The organism is Meinhardsimonia xiamenensis (genome assembly GCF_900102905.1).
Taxonomy (GTDB): Bacteria; Pseudomonadota; Alphaproteobacteria; order Rhodobacterales; family Rhodobacteraceae; genus Meinhardsimonia; species Meinhardsimonia xiamenensis.
On record NZ_FNFV01000002.1, the window covers coordinates 485,439 to 504,263 of the forward strand.

The following is an 18,825-nucleotide window of genomic DNA, read 5'->3' on the forward strand; positions in this document are numbered from 1 at the left end:
GGGACTGTCCTTTCCAGTTGGCCACCGCGCAGTTGCACCGCTTCGGGCATAGCCCGGCCGGGGCGTGGGGGGCAAGCGCGGCGCCGGCAGGACATCAGGCCCGTTGATCGGGCAGGTGACAAAACGCGCGTTGATCAGGGGTCCGGCTTGCGCCCGGCGCGGGCACGCATCGCGGCACGGATCCACAGGGCCGCTCCCGCGGCCAGCACGAGCGCGGCGAGCAGCCCCGAGAGGTTGCCCATGAGGCTCGCCAGAAACTCGATGTGGCTGGCAAAGGCAAAGCCAAGGCCCACGTAGAGCGCCACCCAGATCACCTCGCCCAGCGCGTCCCAGATGGCAAATCGCCGCCAGGCGAGACCGGTGGCGCCGGCGGCAAAATTCACCCACGGCCCAAAGGGCGCCACCGCCCATGTGGAGAAAAAGACGCCCACGCCGCCATGGCGGTCGACAAGGCGCCGGGCACGTGCGAGCACCGCAGCGCGCGCGGGCTTGCGAGCAAGCCGCTCCAGAAGCGGCGCCCCGCCGATCCGCCCGATCGCATAGCCCGCCTGATCCCCCACCACGGCGCCAAGATAGGCCAGAAGCGCCACGTCCATGAGCGCCAGATCGCCCGAGGCGGAAAGCGCCCCGCCCGCCAGCATCATCAGCGAGGTCGGAATCGGAAGCGCAAGGCAGGAGAGAAAGGCGGAGACCATCACCGCAAACGCGCCGTAATCGGCGATGAGGGCGAAAAGCGTGTCGGTCATGGGCGCAGCGCATCCCCGGCCGACGGATTCGCCGCGCGCCAGGCGGCGATGCCGGCTTCCAGCGCGGCAATGAGCTCCCCGGTGCTGCGCCCTTGGCTCGCCGCGATCTCCTCGATCGGGCGATGCCCCCCAGGGCCTGGGGCGAGGCCGATCGCGTCGAAAACCACCTCGCGCGGTACGCGCCAGGAATGGGCGACATAGCCCGGAGTCATCCAGCCCTCGATCCGCTGGTCGCGATGGGCGGGGTCGGACCAGTAGATCCAGAAGGCGACGGTGCGCACGGTGAAAAAGCCCGCCGCTGCAAGACCCAGCGCCAGCAACAGCGTGGCCAGCGGCGCCGCCTTCCACATGCGCCGGAGCAGGCCCGCCAATGTTCTAGCGCCCCAGCACGCGCATGCCGCGCTCGATACCCTCCAGGGTGAGCGGCACCATGCGCTCCGGGCCGAATATCTCGCGGATCATCGAGATCGAGGGCGTGTAGTCCCAGTATTTCTCGGGTACGGGATTGATCCACAGATTGTCGGGCCACTGGTCTCGCGCGCGGGTCAGCCAGACTTCGCCCGCCTCCTCGTTCCAGTGCTCGTTCGCCCCGCCCGGATAGGCGATTTCGTAAGGGCTCATCGAGGCATCGCCCACGAAGATGCATTTCCAGTCGCGCCCGTAGGTGCGCAGCACCTCCCAGGTCGGCGTCTGTTCCGACCAGCGCCGGCGGTTGTCGCGCCAGACGCCCTCATAGAGGCAGTTGTGGAAATAGTAGTGCTCGAGATGCTTGAACTCCGCCCGCGCGGCCGAGAACAGCTCCTCGACAAGCTTCACATGCGGGTCCATCGACCCGCCCACGTCGAGAAACAGCAGCACCTTCACCGCATTGCGCCGCTCGGGACGCGTGATCACGTCAAGATAGCCGTGCTCGGCCGTGGCGCGGATGGTGCCGTCGAGGTCAAGCTCCTCCTCCGCGCCCTCGCGGGCCCAGCGGCGCAGGCGCTTGAGCGCCACCTTGATGTTGCGGGTGCCGATCTCGACCGTGTCGTCGAAGTCGCGGAACTCGCGCCGGTCCCAGACCTTGACGGCGCGGCCGTGCCGGCCCTCCTTCTGGCCGATGCGCACGCCCTCGGGATTGTAACCATAGGCGCCGAAGGGCGAGGTGCCGGCGGTGCCGATCCATTTCGAGCCGCCCTGGTGGCGCCCGTGCTGCTCGCGCAGACGCTCGCGCAGCGTCTCCATCAGCTTCTCGAAGCCGCCGAGCGCCTCGATCTGGCGCCGCTCCTCCTCGCTCAGATGCTTCTCGGCGAGTTTCTCCAGCCATTCGGGGGGCAGATCGATCGCTTCCAGCACATCTGCGAGCGAGATCTCCTCCACCCCCTCGAAGCTTTTCGCGAAGGCGCGGTCGAAACGGTCGATGTGGCGCTCGTCCTTCACCATTGCGGCGCGGGCGAGGTAGTAGAAAGCCTCGACGTCGTAGATGACGAGCCCCGCGTGAACCGCTTCGAGAAAGGCGAGGAACTCGCGCAAGGATACGGGCACGCCTTCTGCGCGAAGGTTTTCAAAGAACTTCAGGAACATCGCCCCGCGCTCCCGCTGGCCCGCGCCCCGCTCAGAGCGCGGCGCGGTGGATGGCAAGCGTCACGAACAGACCGATCAGGGCGAAGATGATGCCGTGCACGGCCGCGTATTGCGCCATGTCGAGCCGGTTGCCCCCGCGCGCCCTGGCCCGGCTCAGCCCCACCACCACGCCAAGAACCGCCGCTATCAGAACGATCATCGCCTCAAGGCCCTGCCCACCTGCGGCGCGAGTGCGGCAATCTCGGCCACGCGCGCGCGCACATCGCTGTCGGAGCCGAAACCGTAGCGCGCCCAGCCCAGACTGTCGAGCCGAACTGCCCGCGCCTCGCGCGAGCGTCCCAGCTGCTCCAGCGCTTCCGCCTTGATCATCAGAAGCGTGGCCAGCAGAGCGGCGTTTTCGGCCTGTGCTGCGGCGGGCAGCGCTTCTTCGACAAGTTCAAGCGCCGTGTCCGTCTGCCCGGCGGAAAGCGAAAAGGCCGCAATCTGCATCGAGACATGTGCCGCCTGAACCGCGGTTTCGGGGCGCGAGGCGTAGATCTGTCGGGCATTGAGGAAGGCCGCCAGCGCGGTTTCCGCCGATCGTGCGAGCGACAGGCGACCGAGAGCATAGAGCGAAAAGCCAAGGCGCGTGTCGTCAATTCCGGCAGCTTCGGCGATCTGCACCGCGCGGCGGGCGGCGGCTTCGCGCCGTGCCTGCGGGCTTCGCTGGCCGAGAGCCTCTTCCATCGCCCGGGTCCACTCGGGGGGCGTGGGACGCACGGGGCGCGCCGGCACGCGCTCGCCCTGAGGGTTGAGGCGCGCGAGAATGCTGCGGATGCGGCGCGCGGCCTCGTCGCGCGTCATGCCCGAGGCGAGCGCGGGATCGTAATAGGCGCGCAGCATCAGCATGTCGAAGCCGGTGAGCACGGTGTGGAAGTTGTCGTCGTTGAAGACGCTGTCGGGCAGGCGGTAGAGGTCATTGAGCGGCCCGAGTGCCTGCGCGAGCTCTTCGTGCAGGCAGTCGCGCGCTTCCTGCGGGCTCACGTCACCGGGGAGGAAGATGGCGAGGCGCTCGCGCACCCGGAGCGTCGCCCAGTCGATGCGTTCGCTGTTGCGGTTGCGGACAAACTCCTCCCAGCTTGAGACGCGCGGGACAACGAAGCATGCCGCGCTCGGCGCGTGGCGGCGCAGGAGGCGGCGCGGCAGGACCTCGACGGTGATCGAAGCCGAGGCGTCATCGGCCGGCACGCGCGCGATGCTGATGCCCGCCTCGCGCCGCAGCCGGCTCAGCAGGCGCGCCAGATCAGGGCCGAGACTCGGCACGGCCTCCGCGCCCACGAGACGGAGGCTGATCGGCCCCTCGAATCGGCTCATGACCTCGAGCTCCCGCCCGGACTCCAGCCGGAAGGAAAGGTCGAGAAAATCCTGCGCCATCTCGGCGTTGCTGCGCAGCGGCGGCAGGCTGCGTGCTTCGCTGCCGAAGAACTTCATCGGTGGCAAGGGATCGGTGGGCGTGCGGGCGACCCGGCTGGCGAGTCCGTCCGGCGGCGCGGCGGCGCAGGAGACAAGCAGCGAAAGCGCCGCGGCCGGCATGATGACGCGCCTCAGCACTCCCCGCCGCAGGGCCGGAGCAATGCGCAAGGATGTCAGGCATGACAAGCCGCGTCGGCGGTGAGCAGTGACGCAACGGAGGCTCGAGCGGAGCGCGGGTCGATCAAAGACGGAGTCCAGCACCGTGAGATTTCACCAATTTCGCGCCCCCACCTCGCCACATTATCGCCCGGCTGCGATTCGGAGAACCTGAATTCGCCGGCTGGCCCGGTTTCGGTCCGCAATGTCGGATGTTCGGCGACAATTCTGTCGGCAAGGCGTGATCGTGGAGCCCGCGCGCATGATGCGCCGACGGGACCGATGGCCGACCCTCAGCGCTGCGCGCGGGCCATGAAGGCCAGCCGCTCGAACAGATGCACGTCCTGCTCGTTCTTCAGCAGCGCGCCGTGGAGCTTCGGCAGCGCGCTTGTCCCGTCGCGGCGCAGATCCTCGGGGCTCAGATCCTCGGCGAGGAGAAGTTTCAGCCAGTCGAGCACCTCTGAGGTCGAGGGTTTCTTCTTGAGCCCCGGCGTCTCGCGGATCTCGTAGAAACGGGTGAGCGCGGCGGTCAGCAGCGCCTCCTTGATGCCGGGAAAATGCACCTCGACGATACGCTTCATCGTGTCCATGTCCGGAAAGCGGATGTAATGAAAGAAGCAGCGCCGCAGGAAGGCGTCAGGCAGCTCCTTTTCGTTGTTGGAGGTGATGATGACGATGGGACGGTGGCGCGCGCGGATGGTCTCTCCGGTCTCGTAGACGAAGAACTCCATCCGGTCGAGCTCCTGCAGAAGGTCGTTGGGAAACTCGATGTCGGCCTTGTCGATCTCGTCGATCAGCAGCACCACCTTGCTGTCGGCGGCGAAGGCTTCCCACAGCTTGCCGGGCTTGATGTAGTTGCGCACGTCGCGCACCCGCTCCTCGCCGAGCTGGCTGTCGCGCAGACGGCTGACGGCGTCGTATTCGTAAAGCCCCTGCTGGGCCTTGGTGGTCGACTTGATGTGCCACTCGATGATCGGCAGGCCGAGAGCCGCGGCCACCTGCCGGGCGAGCTCAGTCTTGCCGGTGCCGGGCTCGCCCTTGACCAGGAGCGGCCGCTCGAGCGTGACCGCCGCATTGACGGCAATCATCAGGTCTTCTGTCGCGACGTAGGAATCGGAGCCGGTGAATTTCATGTGATTTTCAGCGCCCTGCAACAAACTGTTCACGGGAACCTAGCACAGGCGCGGCGGCCCGCAACAGCGGGCGTTTCGGCTAGTGACAAGGGCGGGGCCATGAGCTACATGGGCGGCATGGAGGGTGCCGGATGACCATGACCGAGCATTGGGACGCCGCATCCGGCGAGTTGGAGGAGTCTTGCATGAAGCCTGAGGTCTTCCTTCCAGAAGACTATCGTCCGGCCGAGGACGAGCCTTTCATGAACGAGCGCCAGCTTGAGTATTTCCGGCGCAAGCTCCTTGCCTGGAAGGCGGAGATACTGGAGGAAAGCAAGCACACCCTCGAGGAACTTCAGCAGAGCGCGCGTGCCGTCCCCGACATGGCCGACCGAGCCAGCGAGGAGACCGACCGGGCCATTGAGCTCAGGACACGTGACCGTCAGCGCAAGCTCATAGCGAAGATCGATGCGGCGCTTCGGCGGATCGAGACGGGCGAGTACGGCTATTGCGTGGTCACCGGCGAGCCGATCTCGCTCAAGCGGCTCGATGCACGCCCCATCGCCACCATGACGCTCGAGGCGCAGGAGCGCCACGAGCGCCGCGAAAAGGTTCATCGCGACGACTGATCGCGCGTCAGGGATCGTGGAGGAGGGGACGGAGCACGGCTTCCGTCCCCTTTTCGTTTGGAGGGCAGATGCTGCGGGGCAGGGAGATCGCGGTTGTCGGTGGCGGCATTGCCGGGCTGTCGCTGGCGCTGGCCCTTGCGCTCAGGGGCGCCCGGGTGCGGGTGATGGAGCGGGCGGCGCGCATCGAGGAGGTCGGCGCGGGGCTGCAGATCAGCCCCAATGGCCATGCGGTGCTACGGGCGCTGGGGGTGGCCGAGGCGGTCGAGGCGCGCGCGGTGCGCGGGCGCGTGGTGCGGTTGCGCGACGGTCTTTCGGGGCGCGACGTGCTTAGGCTGGATCTCGCGGGACGGCACCCCGAGCGGCGGTTTCTCTTCGTCCACCGCGCCGATCTGGTGGCGTCCCTTGCAGCGGGCGCGCGCGCGGCCGGGGTCGAGATCGAGACCGGCGCCGAGGTTGCAGCGGTGAAGGAGGAGGGCGAAGCTGTCCGCCTGGTCCTCGCGGGCGGCGAGGCGCGGGAGGCGGAGCTTGCGATCGGGGCCGATGGCATTCACTCCCGGCTGCGCCCCATCCTCAACGGCGCGGCGGCGCCCTTCTTCACCGGGCAGGCGGCCTGGCGCGCGCTGGTGCCGGCGACGGGAGCCGAGCCGCCGGAGGTGAGCGTGTTCATGGGGCCGGGGCGGCATCTCGTGCGCTATCCGCTGCGCGGCGGCGCGCTCGTCAACATCGTGGCGGTGGAGGAGCGGCGCGAATGGGCGGCGGAAGGCTGGCATCAGCGCGACGAGCCCGCCCGTCTGCGCGCGGCCTTCGCGGGCTTTGCGCCGGAGGTGGGGCGGCTTCTGGAGCGGGTTGAAGAGGTGTTCCTGTGGGGGCTGTTCCGTCACCCCGTGGCACGGCGCTGGCATTCGGAGCGGCTGGCGATCCTCGGCGATGCGGCGCACCCCACGCTTCCGTTTCTGGCGCAGGGGGCGAACATGGCGCTCGAGGATGCGTGGGTGCTGGCCCGCTGCCTTGACGAGGAGGAGCCTTCGCGCGCGCTGGCGGCATACCAGGCGGCGCGGCGGGCGCGGGTGGTCAGGGCCATCGAGGCGGCCAATGCCAATGCGCGCAACTACCATCTGGCAAACCCGCTTCTGCGCGGGCTCGCGCATGGGGTGCTCAGACTGGGCGGGGCGCTGTTTCCCCACGCCGCCCTGTCACGTTTCGAATGGCTCTACGGCCATGACGTGACGGCGGGCGAGGGGAAGCCGGCCCGACGCCCAAGCCGGCCGTGAGGCATCACGCCGCCTCGAGCGCGGCGATGATGCCCGAGAAATCCGCCGCCTTCAGCGAGGCGCCGCCCACGAGGGCGCCATCGACGTCGGCCACCGCGAAGATCTCGGCCGCGTTCGAGGGCTTCACCGAGCCGCCGTAGAGGATGCGCATGCCCGCGCCCTCCGCGCCGAAGCGCTCCAGGAGGAGCTTGCGGATATGGCCGTGCACCTCGCCGATCTGTTCCACCGTCGGCACATGGCCGGTGCCGATCGCCCAGACCGGCTCATAGGCCACCACGACGCGCGCGGCGGTGGCGCCGTCGGGCAGGGAGCCCGTCACCTGTGAGCCCACCACATCAAGCGTGCGCCCCGCCTCGCGCTCGGCCAGCGTCTCGCCAACGCAGACGATGGCCACGAGCCCCGCGCCAAGCGCCGCCTCGCATTTGGCGCGCACCAGCGCATCGGTCTCGCCATGGTCGGCGCGGCGCTCGGAATGGCCGAGGATGACATGGGTTGCGCCCGCGTCGGTCAGCATGCCGGCCGAGATGTCGCCGGTATGCGCGCCGGCGGGCTCATGGTGGCAGTCCTGCCCGCCAATGGCGATGGCGGTGCCCTGGGCGCGCTGGGCGGCGCGGTGGATGAGCGTGGCCGGCGGGCAGATGAGCACCTCGCAGCCCGGCGCAGGGTGGGCCTCCGCGAGCGCGTCGATCTCGGCGAGCGCGGCGGAGGTGCCGTTCATCTTCCAGTTTCCGGCGGCAAGCTTGCGGCGGTCGGTCATGGGCTCTCCCTCGTCTGTCGGTTCGGGACAGCGGTTAGCGGTTTTCGCCGGCGCACGAAAGCGGCGGAATGTCCCGTGCCTCAGGCGGGAGGCATGCGGAAGTGCTTCGACAGCTTCAGCCCCTGACCCTGATAGTTGGAGGCAAGCCCCGCCCCATAGAGCCTTTTCGGGCGCCCGGCCATGCGCTCGTAGATGAGCCTGCCCACGATCTGGCCGTGTTCAAGCACGAAGGGCGCCTCGTGGCAGCGCACCTCCAGGACGCCGCGCGCGCCCGCCCCGCCGGCGGCGGCATGTCCAAAGCCGGGGTCGAAGAAGCCCGCGTAATGCACCCGGAACTCGCCGACCATGGCGAGATAGGGCGCCATCTCGGCGGCGTAATCGGGCGGGATATGCACTGCCTCGCGGCTGACGAGGATGTAGAAGGCGCCCGGATCGAGCACGATGCGCCCGTCGCGGGCGTGCACCTCCTCCCAGAAATCGGCGATCTCGTAGTGGCCGATGCGGTCGAGGTCGATGAGCCCTGCATGGGGGCGGGCGCGGTAGCCCGCCAGCGTGCCCTCGGTGGGGCGCAGATCGACCGAGAAGCCCAGGCCCTCGGCGATCACCGCCTCGCCATCCACGAGCCTTTCGCGGGCGTGGAGCGCGGCAAGCTCCTCATCCGACAGCGCCGCGCGGCCGCGGCGGAAGCGGATCTGGTTGAGCCGCATCCCCGGCCGCACCAGCACCGAGAAGCTGCGCGGGCAGATCTCGGCATAGAGCGGGCCCGTGTAGCCCGGCGCGATCCGGTCGAATTCAGCGCCTCCGTCGGTGATGGCCCGGGTCAGAAGATCGAGCCTGCCGGTGGAGGATTTGGCATTGGCAACCGCCGAGACGTCCTCGGGAAGCGCCAGCCGTTCCTGAAGCTCGACGAGATAGACGCAGCCTTTCTCGAGCACCGCGCCCGGCGTGAGGTCGATCTGGTGCATCTCGAAGAGCTTCAGCCGTTCGGCGACGGGCACTCCGTGGCCGGCGAGGAAGGAGGCGCGCACGCGCCAGGCGGTCTTGCCGAGGCGCAGGTCAAGCGAGGCCGGCTGAAGCTGATCGTCCTCGATCGGGTCCCGGGCGGCAATTGCACCGGCCTCGGCGAGGGCCGCGATCTCGGTATCCGGAAGCAGGCCCTGGGTTGTCATGCGCGGCAATTCATTCGGTTTCTGGTCGGGCTAGCAGGATTTGAACCTGCGACCTTCCGTCCCCCAGACGGACGCGCTAACCAGACTGCGCCATAGCCCGACGGATGCCCTACATAACCATTTTCCGGGGAGGGGCAAGCACCTATCTGCGCCGCTTCCTGAGCGGCAGGGCTCAGCTTTCCGGCCCCTTGGCGGCAGGCGCGGATGAGGCCTCGAAGGAGGCCCTCAGCGCCTCGAGCCGGGACAGGATCGGCGCGATGGCCGCCGGGTCCGGGCGGGCGCCCTCGCGGAGCGCATCCATCACCGCGTCAAAGGCCATCGGATCGGCCAGCGCCGGCCGCGCGGCTGCGGGGCGGCGCGCGGGCTCATCCCGCCGCATGGGGGCTTGAGCGGTTTCGCGCGCGCCCGGCGATTCCTCGCCGCCGGCCGGTTCAGCGGCGGCAGCCTCAGAGGCGGCAGGTTCTGGTGAAAACGGCTCTGGGGCAGAAGGCTCCGGAGCAGAAGACTCCGGGGTAGAGGGGGGCTGCTCGCCGCCCTGCTCCTCGCCGGCGGGTGCCGCGGTGTCTGGCAAGGTTTCGCTCTCCTCCGGTTGCGGCGGCGTCGCCCCGGCCGGTTCGCCCTGCGGAGGGGCGGCGGTTTCGGGTTGCGAGCGGGCCTCGTCCTGCAGTGCCGGAGGCTTGGCAAATGGCGCGCGCGGGCGGGCAAAGGGGTAGGGGGCGCTCGCGGGGGCCTCCTCCTCGTCACTGCCGTCACCCCGGTCCTCGCCGCGTTCGCCCGCGTCGCGGCCGCCGCGCGCGGTCTCGATGTCGACCACGGTTGCGGGCGGGCGTTCCGCGATCTGCTCCTCGACCTCCGCGAACGGCGCCTCGCGCGCGTCCTCTCCCCCGCGCGTGGTTGCCTCGATGGTCAGCACGAGATCCGGCTCGAGCGGCGGGGAAAGGCTTGCGACATGCTTCACCCCCTTCTCGCGCAGAAGCTTCTGCACCCCGCGGATGGTCATGCCCTCTTCATGCAGAAGCCTCTTGATGCCCCCCAGAAGCATCATGTCGGAAGGCCGGTAATAGCGCCGCCCGCCCGCGCGCTTGACCGGCTTGACCTGCGCGAACCGGCTTTCCCAGAAGCGCAGCACATGGGTGGGCGTGCCGAGCCACTCGGCCACCTCGCTGATGGTGCGGAAGGCCTCCGGGGATTTCCTTTCCATCGTGCGGCCCTAGCGCCCGCGGTTGCCCTCGGCCACGCGCTCCTTCATCAGATGCGACGGCCGAAACGACAGCACACGCCGCGGCGAGATCGGCACCTCCACCCCGGTTTTCGGGTTGCGGCCGATGCGCTGGCCCTTCTGGCGCACGGTGAAGGTGCCGAAGGACGAGATCTTCACCGTCTCGCCGCGCACGAGCGCGTCGGAGATGTGCTGAAGAACGCTCTCCACCAGTTGAGCGGATTCGTTGCGCGAAAGCCCGACCTCGCGGAAGACGGCCTCGGCGAGATCCTGCCGCGTCAGCGTCGAATTGCCCATGTCTTTCCCCCTGCTGTCCGCGGGAGCATGGGCGCGGTTGAATTGCGAGTCAATATCAAGCACTTGGGATATGGCGCCCGAGGCGTGGTTGCGGGAGGGGAGAATCGCGGCGCCGGGCCCGGCGATGCCCTACCAGCGCAGCACCACGGCGCCCCAAGCCAGACCGCCGCCGATCGCCTCGGTGACGATCAGATCGCCGGTCCGGATCTGGCCGCGCTCACGCGCCACTGAGAGCGCCAGCGGAATCGAGGCGGCCGAGGTGTTGCCGTGGTCCTGCACCGTCACCACCACCCGTTCCATCGGCACCTGCATCCGCTGGGCCGTGGCCTTGATGATCCTCAGATTGGCCTGATGCGGCACGATCCAGTCGACATCCGCTCCGGTGAGGCCAGCCTTGTCGAGCGCGGCATGGGCGGTCGCGGCGAGCTTTTCCACCGCATGGCGGAACACCTCCCGCCCCTGCATTCTGAGATGGCCGGTTGTTCCGGTGGAAACGCCACCGTCGACATAGAGAAGATCGCGGTAGCGCCCGTCCGAGTGCAGATCGACGGCGAGAATGCCCCGATCGTCGCTGTCGCCCGCCCCCTCCGCCGCCTCAAGCACCACCGCGCCGGCACCGTCGCCGAACAGCACGCAGGTGGTGCGGTCGGAAAAGTCGAGAATGCGCGAGAACGTCTCCGCCCCGATCACCAGCACCCGGTCGGCCTGCCCCGAGAGAATCTGGGCATTGGCGTTGGCCAGTGCATAGACGAACCCTGCGCAAACCGCCTGCACGTCATAGGCAAAGCCCGTGGTCATGCCCAGCTTGTCCTGGACCATTGTCGCCACGGAAGGAAAGGTGAGGTCGGCGGTGGAGGTGGCGACGATCACCGCATCGATCTCCGATGCGGCCATGCCGGCATCGGCCAGTGCCGCGCGCGCGGCGCGCGCGGCCAGTTCCGACGTGGTCTGCCCCTCGGCGGCGAAATGGCGGCGCTCGATGCCGGTGCGGGCACGGATCCACTCGTCGCTCGTGTCGAGCGTCTTTTCGAATTCGGCGTTCTCGACCACCCGCTCGGGCAGGTAGTGGCCCGCGCCCCGAATGACGGCGCGCCGGGTCATGACGTCTGCTCCATGCCGGCAGAGCCGACCTGGACGGCGGCGCCGAGTTCCCCGACCGAGGCCACGCGCGCCGCGAGGCGGCGGGTGAAGCCCGATTCGGCAAGGCGCGCGGCCAGCTTGATCGCCGCCGCCACGGCCGTTGCATCGGCCGCGCCGTGGCTTTTCACCACCGTGCCGTTGAGGCCGAGAAACACCCCGCCGTTGACCTGACGGGGATCGATGCGCTTTTGCAGCCGGCGCAGCGAGGTGTAGGCCATCAGCGCGGCAAGACGCGAAAGCGGCGTGGCGCGGAAGGCCTCGCGCAGAAAATCGCGGATCAGCTTCGCGGTGCCTTCGGCGGTCTTCAGCGCGACATTGCCGGTAAATCCGTCGGTCACGATCACGTCCACCCGGCCGGAGGGAATGTCGCCGCCCTCGACGAAGCCGATGAATTCGAAACGCGCCTCGTCGGCGACCCCGGCAATGAGCTCATGGGCAAGCTTGAGTTCGGGCTTGCCCTTGTTCTCCTCGGTGCCGACATTCATGAGGCCCACGCGCGGGCGCTCTATGCCGAGGGCGTTGCGGGCGTAGGAGGCGCCCATGAGGGCGTATTGCATCAGGTCGCGCTCGTCGGCCCGCACGTCGGCACCGACATCGAGCATCACCGTGAAGCCGGCCGGCCCGCGTGACGGCCAGAAGATCGCGATGGCCGGGCGGTTCACACCCTCGAGCCGCTTGAGGCGCAGCATCGCAATGGCCATGAGCGCCCCGGTGTTGCCGCAGGAGACACAGACCTCGGCTTCGCCCGTGCGCACCGATTCGATCGCCGACCACATGGAGGTGTCCTTGCCATGGCGCATCGCCTGGCTCGGCTTGTCGGACATCGTCACCACACCGGGGGCGTGGCGGATCTCCACCCGCCCGGCAAGGCTCTTGCGGCTCGAGACGAGACGGCGGAGTTCATCCTCCGGTCCGTGCAGGATGAAGCGGATGCGCGGGTTCTGCGCTGCCGAACGCGCGAGCCCGGCGACCACGGCCGAAGGACCCCGGTCCCCGCCCATGGCATCGACCGAGATCACGGCCGCATCCGGGCGTTCGCCTGCATTGGGTGTCGGAGCTGCCATTGGCCCGGAACCCGCCGTCAGATCGTCAGGCGGCGTCGACCTCTTCCTCGTCGATGTCGCCCGCCACGGCCACCACCTCGCGGCCGTCATAGTGACCACAGGCGGCGCAGACGTGGTGAGGACGCTTCAGCTCGCCGCATTCGGGGCACTCGGCGGGGTTGCCCGGAACCAGCGCGTCGTGGCTGCGGCGCATGTTGCGGCGCGAGCGGGTGACCTTGTTCTGTTGAACGGCCATGTCTCAACCTCGGTTTCGCGGGGGCTCGGCCCCGGTTTGCGTTGTCGGGCAGAAGGGCCCGGGACGCCTGGTCTGACGCCATCCCGGGCGCCGCGTTCGGACCCGCCTGGAAATGAAGCCGGGAACATACTTTGATTTTGCTGCTCTGCAAGCCCTTTCTGGCGCCACCGACACGGAATTGTTACATCGGCCAGAGAGCATTTCACGACTTGCCGTCAAGCTTTCCCTTCAGCGCCGCAAGGGCGGCGAAAGGATGGATCCTGGCGGGCTGCTCGGGGGTGCCTTCCGGCGCCCCGAAGGCCGCCTGGCCGAGCTCCGCGCCCGGCGCGCGCGGGAAGTCGGGCAGCGCCAGAGCCAGCGCCTCGGCCAGAATCGCTTCAAGATCGAGCATCTCCGACATGGCCTCTTCGTCGGTTTCGGCGGGCATCTCGATTTCGGCAGCTGCAGGCTCGGGGGCGGGCTCGGCCCTGTAGAGGCGGGTGACCGGCTCGTCGATGCGTGTTGTCACCGGCTCAAGGCTCACGACACAGGGCTGGACGACGGTGGCACCCAGCACGGCCTCGAGGCGCCAGTCGGCCGCGCCTTCGGGGATGAGGCGGCCGGCGAGTCGCAGTTTGCGCAGCCCCGTCAGGCCAAGCGCCTGCATCAGCCGCGCCCGGGTCTCGGCATCCGGTCGCAGCTCGAAGTCATGCGCCGTCTGCCGCGACAGCGTGGCGGGGCGGAAGCGCGCGGGAAGGCGCGGGGAAGGGTTGCGGGATTTCCCGGAAGAGGCGGCCATTGGCGGTTCCATTCTTGAACAGGGGCCAGTCCTTCGTTAAGCGGATAGAGACAGGGGCAGCGGATGGCAAGGGGCCGGCATGGAGCGCATCACCGACATGGAGGGTGGACGGTTCCGTGCCCGTGCGGCGCGCGCCGCGGTCATCGGCGCGCTGATCGCGCTGGTCGCCGCCTGCGCACCGATCGTGACGCGCCACGGCTATGTGCCCACCGACGAGGATCTGCAGGACATCGTGGTCGGCGTCGATACCCGCGAGAGCGTTGCCTCGGCGGTGGGGCGACCCTCGGCAGCGGGCATCCTTTCCGACAGCGGGTGGTACTACGTCGAAAGCCGGTTCGAAACCCGCGGCTGGCGCGAACCCAGGGAAGTCGACCGCCAGGTGGTGGCGATCAGCTTCGATGACAGCGGCGTGGTGACCAATATCGAGCGCTTCGGGCTCGAGCGGGGCAGGGTGGTGGTCCTGTCGCGCCGGGTGACCGACTCCAACGTCAAGGGCATCGGCTTCCTGCAGCAGCTCATGGGCAACATCGGCCGCGTGACCGCCGATCAGCTGGTTGGCGACTGAGCCGGGCGGCTCAGCCCTGAGCTTGCGGCGCGGGGCGGAACTCCAGCGCCACGCCATTGATGCAGTAGCGCAGCCCGGTGGGCGGCGGCCCGTCGGGAAAAACGTGACCGAGATGCGCGTCGCAGCGCGCGCAATGCACTTCCGTGCGGCGCATGAACCAGCTCCGGTCCTCCGCCTCGCCCACGGCCTCGGGGTTGATCGGCTGAAAGAAGGAGGGCCAGCCGGTGCCCGAGTCGAACTTGTGCGCCTGATCGAAAAGCGCCGCCCCGCAGCAGACGCAATGAAAGGCGCCGGGCGTCTTCGGAAAGTCGTCGTGGGTGAAGGGCCGCTCCGTGGCGCGCCTGCGCGTCACCCGGTAGGCGAGGTCGGACAGCTGCGCGCGCCACTCCTCATCGGTCTTGACGATCTTGTCCATGGCTGATCCTCCGTGTCCGCTCGGCAAATTCCGCGCCCTTGCGCCGAACGCCGCCATGGCCCCCGCCTTGTCGTGCGGGGCATGGCGCCGGAATCGCCGCGTCGGGCATCTTGTGTGCGCCGCTGGCGCTGGTGAATATCTAGCCGCCCCCGCGTCAACGCCAAGCCGCGAGCCATGCCTATGCCACCCACGCTCCCCACACTGGAGAAAGGCCGCCTCGTGGCGCGCCTCGCCCGCTCGCGTGAAGAGGTGGCCGAGGCCCAGGCGTTGCGGGCGAGGCGCTTCCGCGCCGAGAGCGGCGCGCCCGGCGATGTCGACCGTTTCGACGATCTCTGCGCGCACCTTCTGGTCGAGGATCGGGTGGCGGGCGGGATTCTCGGTTGCGTGCGCCTGATGTTGATGGAGAGCGGCGCCGAGATCGGCTTGAGCTACTCATCGGAACATTATGATCTTTCGAGACTTTCGGCATTTCCGGGCCGGATGATGGAAATCGGCCGGCTGTGCGCCGCGCCGGGGCTTGGCGAGGCTGATGCCGTCCGCGCGCTCCTCTGCGCGCTCACCCGGATCGTCGATGCGCATGGCGTGGAGATGATCTTCGGCTGCACGTCCTTCAGGGGCACGGATGCCGGCCGTTACCGCGATACCTTCGCGCTTCTGCGTGCCCACCTCGCGCCGCCCGCCTGGCGGCCCGGCGTCAAGGCGCCGCGCATCTTTCCCTTCGCCCGCTGCCTCACGCTCGAGCCCGATCGCGCCCGCGCGCTCAGAGCCATGCCGCCGCTCCTGCGCAGTTATCTGGGCATGGGCGGCCGGGTCTCCGACCATGCGGTGGTGGACGAGGAGCTCGGCACGCTTCACGTCTTCACCGCCGTCGAGGTCGCTTCGATTCCGCCGGCGCGCAAGCGGGTGCTGCGCGCGGCCGCTGCCGGTTGACGCCGGCCTGACGCCCGGCTAGCCCGCAGCCCATGGCCAGCGCACCGCTTCTGCAGCTCTCCGACGTGTCCCTCGGCTTCGGCGGGAGGCCGCTCTTTGCCCATGTCGATCTTGTCATCCAGCCGGGCGACCGGCTTGCGCTCGTGGGGCGCAACGGCTCGGGCAAGTCGACGCTTCTGAAGGTGATCGCGGGACTCATCGAGCCCGATTCGGGCAGCCGCAGCGTCGCGCCGGGCGTGCGCGTGGGCTACATGGAGCAGGATCCCGATCTGACCGGCTTTGCCACGCTGGGTGAGTGGGCAGCAGCCGGGCTCGAGCCATCGGAGCGCTGGCGGCTGGAGGCCGCGGCCGGGGGGCTGAAGTTCGACCCTGCCACACCCTGCGCCTCGGCCTCGGGGGGCGAGCGACGACGGGCGGCGCTGGCCAGGCTTCTGGCGGGCGAGCCCGAGCTCATGCTGCTCGACGAGCCGACAAACCACCTTGATATCGAAGCAATACAATGGCTTGAGGATCGTCTTTCAACCACTCGCGCGGCGTGGGTGATGATCTCGCATGACCGGGCCATCCTCAATCATCTCAGCCGCGCGGTGCTCTGGCTTGACCGCGGCACGCTGCGCCGGCTCGACCAGGGCTTCGCCGCCTTCGAGGAATGGCGCGACAGGCTCTGGGCCGAAGAAGACGCCGCCGCGCACAAGCTCGACCGCCGCATCAAGGCGGAGGCGCGCTGGGCGGTCGAGGGCATCTCGGCGCGGCGGCGGCGCAATCAGGGGCGGCTCAGGCGGCTTCAGGAGATGCGAGCCGAGCGCGCCGCCCGCATCCGCCGCCAGGGCACGGCGGCCATGGACTTCGAGGCGGGGCCGCGCTCGGGGCGCCGGGTGATAGAGGCGCGCGAGATTACAAAGCGTTACGGCGAGAAGGTGATCTTGGGTGAGCCCTTCTCGATCCGTATCATGCGGGGTGAGCGGGTGGCTTTCGTCGGGCCCAACGGCGTGGGCAAGACGACGCTTGTCAGAATGCTCATCGGCAAGGAGCCCCCCGACACGGGCGAGGTGATCCTCGGCGAGGGGTTGCAGATGGCCATCTTCGACCAGAACCGCGCATCGCTCGACCCCGATGCCACGTTGTGGGAGAGCCTGACGGGCGACAAGGCCATGCGCGTGTCGGGCCGGTCCGATCAGGTGATGGTCCGCACCCAGCCCCGGCATGTGGTGAGCTACCTCAAGGATTTCCTCTTCACCGAGGAACAGGCGCGCCAGCCGGTGCGGGCGCTCTCGGGAGGGGAAAAGGCGCGGCTTCTGCTCGCCCGGATCATGGCGCAGCCGGCCAATCTTCTGGTGCTCGACGAGCCCACGAACGACCTCGACCTCGAGACGCTCGATCTTCTGCAGGAGCTTGTCGCCGATTTCGACGGCACCGTGCTGCTGGTCAGCCATGACCGCGACTTCATCGACCGCGTGGCCACGACCACGGTGGCGATGGAGGGCGACGGGCGCGCGACGATCTATGCCGGCGGCTGGTCGGACTACATCGCCCAGCGCGGTGAGCGGGGCGGGCGGCAGGAGAAGCCGAAGCAGAAAGCCGCGAAGCCGAAAGCCGCATCCGCCGAGAGTCGGCCCGCAAGGGCCGGGCGAGGCCTGAGCTTCACCGAGCGCCACCGGCTTGAGAAGCTGCCCGAGGAAATCGCGCGTCTCGAGGCGGAGATCAGCAAGCTTTCGGAGCTTCTCTCCGACCCCGAGCTCTATTCCCGCGATCCGCAGAAATTTGCCCGCGCCTCCGAGGCGCTGGCGGCGCGGCAGAAGGCATTGAGCGCGGCCGAGGAGGAATGGCTCGCGCTCGCCGAGAAGGCGGAGGCGGCCGGGGAGGACTGAGACCTAGCCCGCGAGCTCGCGCAGCACTTCCGCGACGCACATCACATCCTCGCGCGTGCAGTCGAACTGGCCCACCTGCACGCGGATGACGTATTTGCCCACGTGCCGGGTCTGGGTGAGGAAGATGCGCCCGTCGTCGTTGATCCGCTCGAGAAGCGCCTCGGTCTCGGCGTCGCTGTCGCGGTAGCGGAAGGTGAAGAGCGAAAGCGAGGGCTGGGTGACGATCTGGAAGCCGGGGATCGCGGCGATCTCGCCGGCAAGCTCCCGCGCCCAGGCGACATGGTTGCGGATGCGCTCCCTCAGCCCTTCCAGCCCGTAGGCGCGCAGCACGAACCACAGCTTCAACGCGCGGAAGCGGCGGCCGAGCGGCACCGTCCATTCGTTGAAGTTGGTGATCTCGTCGGCGCCCGGCGTTTCCAGATATTCGGGCCTGAGGCCGAGGGTGCGGATCTGCGGTGCGGGGTCGGCGAGGAACTGCACCGAGCAGTCGAACTGCGCGCCGAGCCATTTGTGCGGGTTGAAGACGATGGAATCGGCGCGGTTCACACCCTCCCAGAGCGGGCGGAACTCCGGGCAGATCATTGCCGAACCGGCCCAGGCGGCATCGACATGCACATAAAGGTCATGGGCCTTGGCCACGGCGACGCACTCGGCGATCCGGTCGAAGGCGCCCACCGAGGTGCCGCCGGCGCAGAGGATCAGCCCGGCGGGCAGGCGATTGTTCGATTTGTGCAAGCGAATCGTCTCGTCGAGCACGTCCGGGCGCATGGACAGGCTCTCATCGGTTGCAATCTTGATGGTATTGTCCTGGCCGATGCCGGCGATCCGCGCCGCCTTGTCGATCGAGGAGTGGTTCTGATCGGAGGCGTAGATGGTCAGCACCGGCGCGCCTGAGAGACCCTCTCGCAGCCCCGCCCAGCCGAGCGCGCGCTCGCGCATGGTCAGCACCGCCGAGAGGGTGGCGGTGGTGGCGCTGTCATGGATGGTGCCGGTGAAGTGCGGGGCAAGGCCCAGCGCCTCGCGCAGCCAGCCGATCATCACCTGTTCGATCTCGGTGGCCGCGGGCGCAGTCTGCCACAGAAGCGCATTGGCGGCCATGGCGTTGACGAGCTGCTCGGCCAGCATCGAGGCCGGGGCAGCATTGGCCGGAAAATAGGCGAAGAAGCGTGGATGCTGCCAATGGGTCATGTTGTCCGGCACGATCGCCTCGAAATCGGCGAAGATGCGCTCCATCGGCTCGGGGGCCTCGGGCGGGTGGGCCGGCAGCCAGGCGCGCACCTCGCCGGGGCGGGTGCGGGCGCGCACCGGGCGCTCGCGCAAGGTGCTGTGGTAGTCATGCGCCCAGTCGGCGGCGCGTTTCGACCAGTGGCGCAGATCGTCGTGGTTCATCGCCTGGCTCCTGTGGCGGGGCCGGAGATTTCATGCCTCCGGCGGGGGTATTTCGACCCAGGGTGAGGGG

General features: G+C 68.8%; 21 protein-coding genes and 1 tRNA gene. 5 read left to right on the top strand and 17 right to left on the bottom strand.

The window, feature by feature from the left end; genetic code table 11:
- Positions 1-134: 134 nt before the first annotated feature.
- From BLQ14_RS06225 to BLQ14_RS06245, 6 genes are all read right to left on the bottom strand, one after another.
- The gene (locus BLQ14_RS06225) at positions 135-746 is read right to left on the bottom strand and encodes a DedA family protein (RefSeq protein WP_092499230.1); all 612 of its coding nucleotides are present in this window, start codon (positions 744-746) and stop codon (positions 135-137) included.
- Positions 743-1,117, bottom strand: coding sequence for a hypothetical protein (locus tag BLQ14_RS06230; protein ID WP_143004462.1), 375 nt, complete (start codon positions 1,115-1,117; stop codon positions 743-745). The genes BLQ14_RS06225 and BLQ14_RS06230 overlap by 4 nt, the downstream gene beginning before the upstream one ends.
- Before the next feature lie 4 nt (positions 1,118-1,121).
- Positions 1,122-2,309 carry a vWA domain-containing protein gene (locus tag BLQ14_RS06235; protein ID WP_092499234.1) on the bottom strand — a complete coding sequence of 396 codons (1,188 nt, stop codon included), beginning with the start codon at positions 2,307-2,309 and terminating at the stop codon, positions 1,122-1,124.
- Positions 2,310-2,340: 31 nt separating this feature from the next.
- Positions 2,341-2,508: a hypothetical protein gene (locus BLQ14_RS15370; RefSeq protein ID WP_170068401.1), complete on the bottom strand. Its 168-nt coding sequence runs from the start codon at positions 2,506-2,508 to the stop codon at positions 2,341-2,343.
- On the bottom strand, positions 2,505-3,881 hold the full coding sequence (locus BLQ14_RS06240) for a DUF2927 domain-containing protein (protein WP_092499235.1): 1,377 nt from the start codon (positions 3,879-3,881) through the stop codon (positions 2,505-2,507). Before BLQ14_RS06240 ends, BLQ14_RS15370 begins: the two co-directional genes overlap by 4 nt.
- Positions 3,882-4,210: 329 nt before the next feature.
- Positions 4,211-5,050: an AAA family ATPase gene (locus tag BLQ14_RS06245; protein ID WP_092499237.1), complete on the bottom strand. Its 840-nt coding sequence runs from the start codon at positions 5,048-5,050 to the stop codon at positions 4,211-4,213.
- A gap of 185 nt (positions 5,051-5,235) precedes the next feature.
- On the opposite strand from BLQ14_RS06245, the gene dksA reads away from it, so the two are divergent.
- Both dksA and BLQ14_RS06255 read left to right on the top strand, forming a co-directional pair.
- Entirely contained in the window at positions 5,236-5,658 is a 423-nt protein-coding gene (gene dksA, locus BLQ14_RS06250) for an RNA polymerase-binding protein DksA (RefSeq protein ID WP_092499500.1), read from the top strand.
- A 68-nt stretch (positions 5,659-5,726) separates the two neighbouring features.
- Complete coding sequence (locus tag BLQ14_RS06255; RefSeq protein ID WP_092499240.1) at positions 5,727-6,929, top strand: FAD-dependent monooxygenase; 1,203 nt, start codon at positions 5,727-5,729, stop codon at positions 6,927-6,929.
- 4 nt (positions 6,930-6,933) lie between these two features.
- On the opposite strand, the gene tpiA is transcribed toward BLQ14_RS06255, so the two are convergent.
- From tpiA to BLQ14_RS06300, 9 genes are all read right to left on the bottom strand, one after another.
- Positions 6,934-7,686 (bottom strand): triose-phosphate isomerase, encoded by a 753-nt coding sequence (gene tpiA, locus BLQ14_RS06260; protein WP_092499242.1) that lies wholly within the window; start codon positions 7,684-7,686, stop codon positions 6,934-6,936.
- Between the two features lie 80 nt (positions 7,687-7,766).
- Positions 7,767-8,855, bottom strand: coding sequence for a 2'-deoxycytidine 5'-triphosphate deaminase (locus BLQ14_RS06265; RefSeq protein ID WP_092499244.1), 1,089 nt, complete (start codon positions 8,853-8,855; stop codon positions 7,767-7,769).
- Positions 8,856-8,877: 22 nt separating this feature from the next.
- Positions 8,878-8,955 (bottom strand) — tRNA-Pro (locus BLQ14_RS06270).
- A gap of 72 nt (positions 8,956-9,027) precedes the next feature.
- Positions 9,028-10,056: a MerR family transcriptional regulator gene (locus BLQ14_RS15510; protein WP_245656964.1), complete on the bottom strand. Its 1,029-nt coding sequence runs from the start codon at positions 10,054-10,056 to the stop codon at positions 9,028-9,030.
- A gap of 9 nt (positions 10,057-10,065) precedes the next feature.
- Positions 10,066-10,371 (bottom strand): integration host factor subunit alpha, encoded by a 306-nt coding sequence (ihfA, locus tag BLQ14_RS06280; RefSeq protein ID WP_092499246.1) that lies wholly within the window; start codon positions 10,369-10,371, stop codon positions 10,066-10,068.
- A gap of 129 nt (positions 10,372-10,500) precedes the next feature.
- Complete coding sequence (locus tag BLQ14_RS06285; protein WP_092499248.1) at positions 10,501-11,472, bottom strand: beta-ketoacyl-ACP synthase III; 972 nt, start codon at positions 11,470-11,472, stop codon at positions 10,501-10,503.
- A complete protein-coding gene (gene plsX, locus BLQ14_RS06290) occupies positions 11,469-12,575 on the bottom strand; it encodes a phosphate acyltransferase PlsX (RefSeq protein WP_092499250.1) in 1,107 nt (368 codons plus the stop codon). The genes BLQ14_RS06285 and plsX overlap by 4 nt, the downstream gene beginning before the upstream one ends.
- 25 nt (positions 12,576-12,600) lie before the next feature.
- Positions 12,601-12,810 carry a 50S ribosomal protein L32 gene (gene rpmF / locus BLQ14_RS06295; protein ID WP_092499252.1) on the bottom strand — a complete coding sequence of 70 codons (210 nt, stop codon included), beginning with the start codon at positions 12,808-12,810 and terminating at the stop codon, positions 12,601-12,603.
- 202 nt (positions 12,811-13,012) lie between these two features.
- On the bottom strand, positions 13,013-13,588 hold the full coding sequence (locus tag BLQ14_RS06300; protein ID WP_092499254.1) for a YceD family protein: 576 nt from the start codon (positions 13,586-13,588) through the stop codon (positions 13,013-13,015).
- Between the two features lie 79 nt (positions 13,589-13,667).
- On the opposite strand from BLQ14_RS06300, the gene BLQ14_RS06305 reads away from it, so the two are divergent.
- Complete coding sequence (locus tag BLQ14_RS06305) at positions 13,668-14,153, top strand: outer membrane protein assembly factor BamE (RefSeq protein WP_092499256.1); 486 nt, start codon at positions 13,668-13,670, stop codon at positions 14,151-14,153.
- A gap of 10 nt (positions 14,154-14,163) precedes the next feature.
- On the opposite strand, the gene msrB is transcribed toward BLQ14_RS06305, so the two are convergent.
- Positions 14,164-14,568, bottom strand: coding sequence for a peptide-methionine (R)-S-oxide reductase MsrB (msrB, locus tag BLQ14_RS06310; protein ID WP_092499258.1), 405 nt, complete (start codon positions 14,566-14,568; stop codon positions 14,164-14,166).
- A gap of 180 nt (positions 14,569-14,748) precedes the next feature.
- Between msrB and BLQ14_RS06315 the strand changes: the two genes are divergently transcribed.
- The gene (locus BLQ14_RS06315; protein ID WP_092499260.1) at positions 14,749-15,498 is read left to right on the top strand and encodes a GNAT family N-acetyltransferase; all 750 of its coding nucleotides are present in this window, start codon (positions 14,749-14,751) and stop codon (positions 15,496-15,498) included.
- Between the two features lie 32 nt (positions 15,499-15,530).
- Positions 15,531-17,366, top strand: coding sequence for an ABC-F family ATP-binding cassette domain-containing protein (locus BLQ14_RS06320; RefSeq protein WP_092499262.1), 1,836 nt, complete (start codon positions 15,531-15,533; stop codon positions 17,364-17,366).
- A 3-nt stretch (positions 17,367-17,369) separates the two neighbouring features.
- Here the strand turns inward: BLQ14_RS06320 and BLQ14_RS06325 are convergent, their stop codons facing one another.
- Entirely contained in the window at positions 17,370-18,755 is a 1,386-nt protein-coding gene (locus BLQ14_RS06325) for a pyridoxal phosphate-dependent decarboxylase family protein (RefSeq protein WP_092499264.1), read from the bottom strand.
- Between the last annotated feature and the right edge of the window lie 70 nt (positions 18,756-18,825).

What these genes read in the sequence shown, in the direction of transcription:
- BLQ14_RS06225 (WP_092499230.1), bottom strand. Translation starts at nt 746, where the DNA reads ATGACCGACACGCTTTTCGCCCTCATCGCCGATTACGGCGCGTTTGCG.
- BLQ14_RS06235 (WP_092499234.1), bottom strand. Translation starts at nt 2,309, where the DNA reads ATGTTCCTGAAGTTCTTTGAAAACCTTCGCGCAGAAGGCGTGCCCGTA.
- BLQ14_RS15370 (WP_170068401.1), bottom strand. Translation starts at nt 2,508, where the DNA reads ATGATCGTTCTGATAGCGGCGGTTCTTGGCGTGGTGGTGGGGCTGAGC.
- BLQ14_RS06240 (WP_092499235.1), bottom strand. Translation starts at nt 3,881, where the DNA reads ATGCCGGCCGCGGCGCTTTCGCTGCTTGTCTCCTGCGCCGCCGCGCCG.
- BLQ14_RS06245 (WP_092499237.1), bottom strand. Translation starts at nt 5,050, where the DNA reads ATGAAATTCACCGGCTCCGATTCCTACGTCGCGACAGAAGACCTGATG.
- dksA (WP_092499500.1), top strand. Translation starts at nt 5,236, where the DNA reads ATGAAGCCTGAGGTCTTCCTTCCAGAAGACTATCGTCCGGCCGAGGAC.
- BLQ14_RS06255 (WP_092499240.1), top strand. Translation starts at nt 5,727, where the DNA reads ATGCTGCGGGGCAGGGAGATCGCGGTTGTCGGTGGCGGCATTGCCGGG.
- tpiA (WP_092499242.1), bottom strand. Translation starts at nt 7,686, where the DNA reads ATGACCGACCGCCGCAAGCTTGCCGCCGGAAACTGGAAGATGAACGGC.
- BLQ14_RS06265 (WP_092499244.1), bottom strand. Translation starts at nt 8,855, where the DNA reads ATGACAACCCAGGGCCTGCTTCCGGATACCGAGATCGCGGCCCTCGCC.
- BLQ14_RS15510 (WP_245656964.1), bottom strand. Translation starts at nt 10,056, where the DNA reads ATGGAAAGGAAATCCCCGGAGGCCTTCCGCACCATCAGCGAGGTGGCC.
- ihfA (WP_092499246.1), bottom strand. Translation starts at nt 10,371, where the DNA reads ATGGGCAATTCGACGCTGACGCGGCAGGATCTCGCCGAGGCCGTCTTC.
- BLQ14_RS06285 (WP_092499248.1), bottom strand. Translation starts at nt 11,472, where the DNA reads ATGACCCGGCGCGCCGTCATTCGGGGCGCGGGCCACTACCTGCCCGAG.
- plsX (WP_092499250.1), bottom strand. Translation starts at nt 12,575, where the DNA reads ATGGCAGCTCCGACACCCAATGCAGGCGAACGCCCGGATGCGGCCGTG.
- rpmF (WP_092499252.1), bottom strand. Translation starts at nt 12,810, where the DNA reads ATGGCCGTTCAACAGAACAAGGTCACCCGCTCGCGCCGCAACATGCGC.
- BLQ14_RS06300 (WP_092499254.1), bottom strand. Translation starts at nt 13,588, where the DNA reads ATGGCCGCCTCTTCCGGGAAATCCCGCAACCCTTCCCCGCGCCTTCCC.
- BLQ14_RS06305 (WP_092499256.1), top strand. Translation starts at nt 13,668, where the DNA reads ATGGAGCGCATCACCGACATGGAGGGTGGACGGTTCCGTGCCCGTGCG.
- msrB (WP_092499258.1), bottom strand. Translation starts at nt 14,568, where the DNA reads ATGGACAAGATCGTCAAGACCGATGAGGAGTGGCGCGCGCAGCTGTCC.
- BLQ14_RS06315 (WP_092499260.1), top strand. Translation starts at nt 14,749, where the DNA reads ATGCCACCCACGCTCCCCACACTGGAGAAAGGCCGCCTCGTGGCGCGC.
- BLQ14_RS06320 (WP_092499262.1), top strand. Translation starts at nt 15,531, where the DNA reads ATGGCCAGCGCACCGCTTCTGCAGCTCTCCGACGTGTCCCTCGGCTTC.
- BLQ14_RS06325 (WP_092499264.1), bottom strand. Translation starts at nt 18,755, where the DNA reads ATGAACCACGACGATCTGCGCCACTGGTCGAAACGCGCCGCCGACTGG.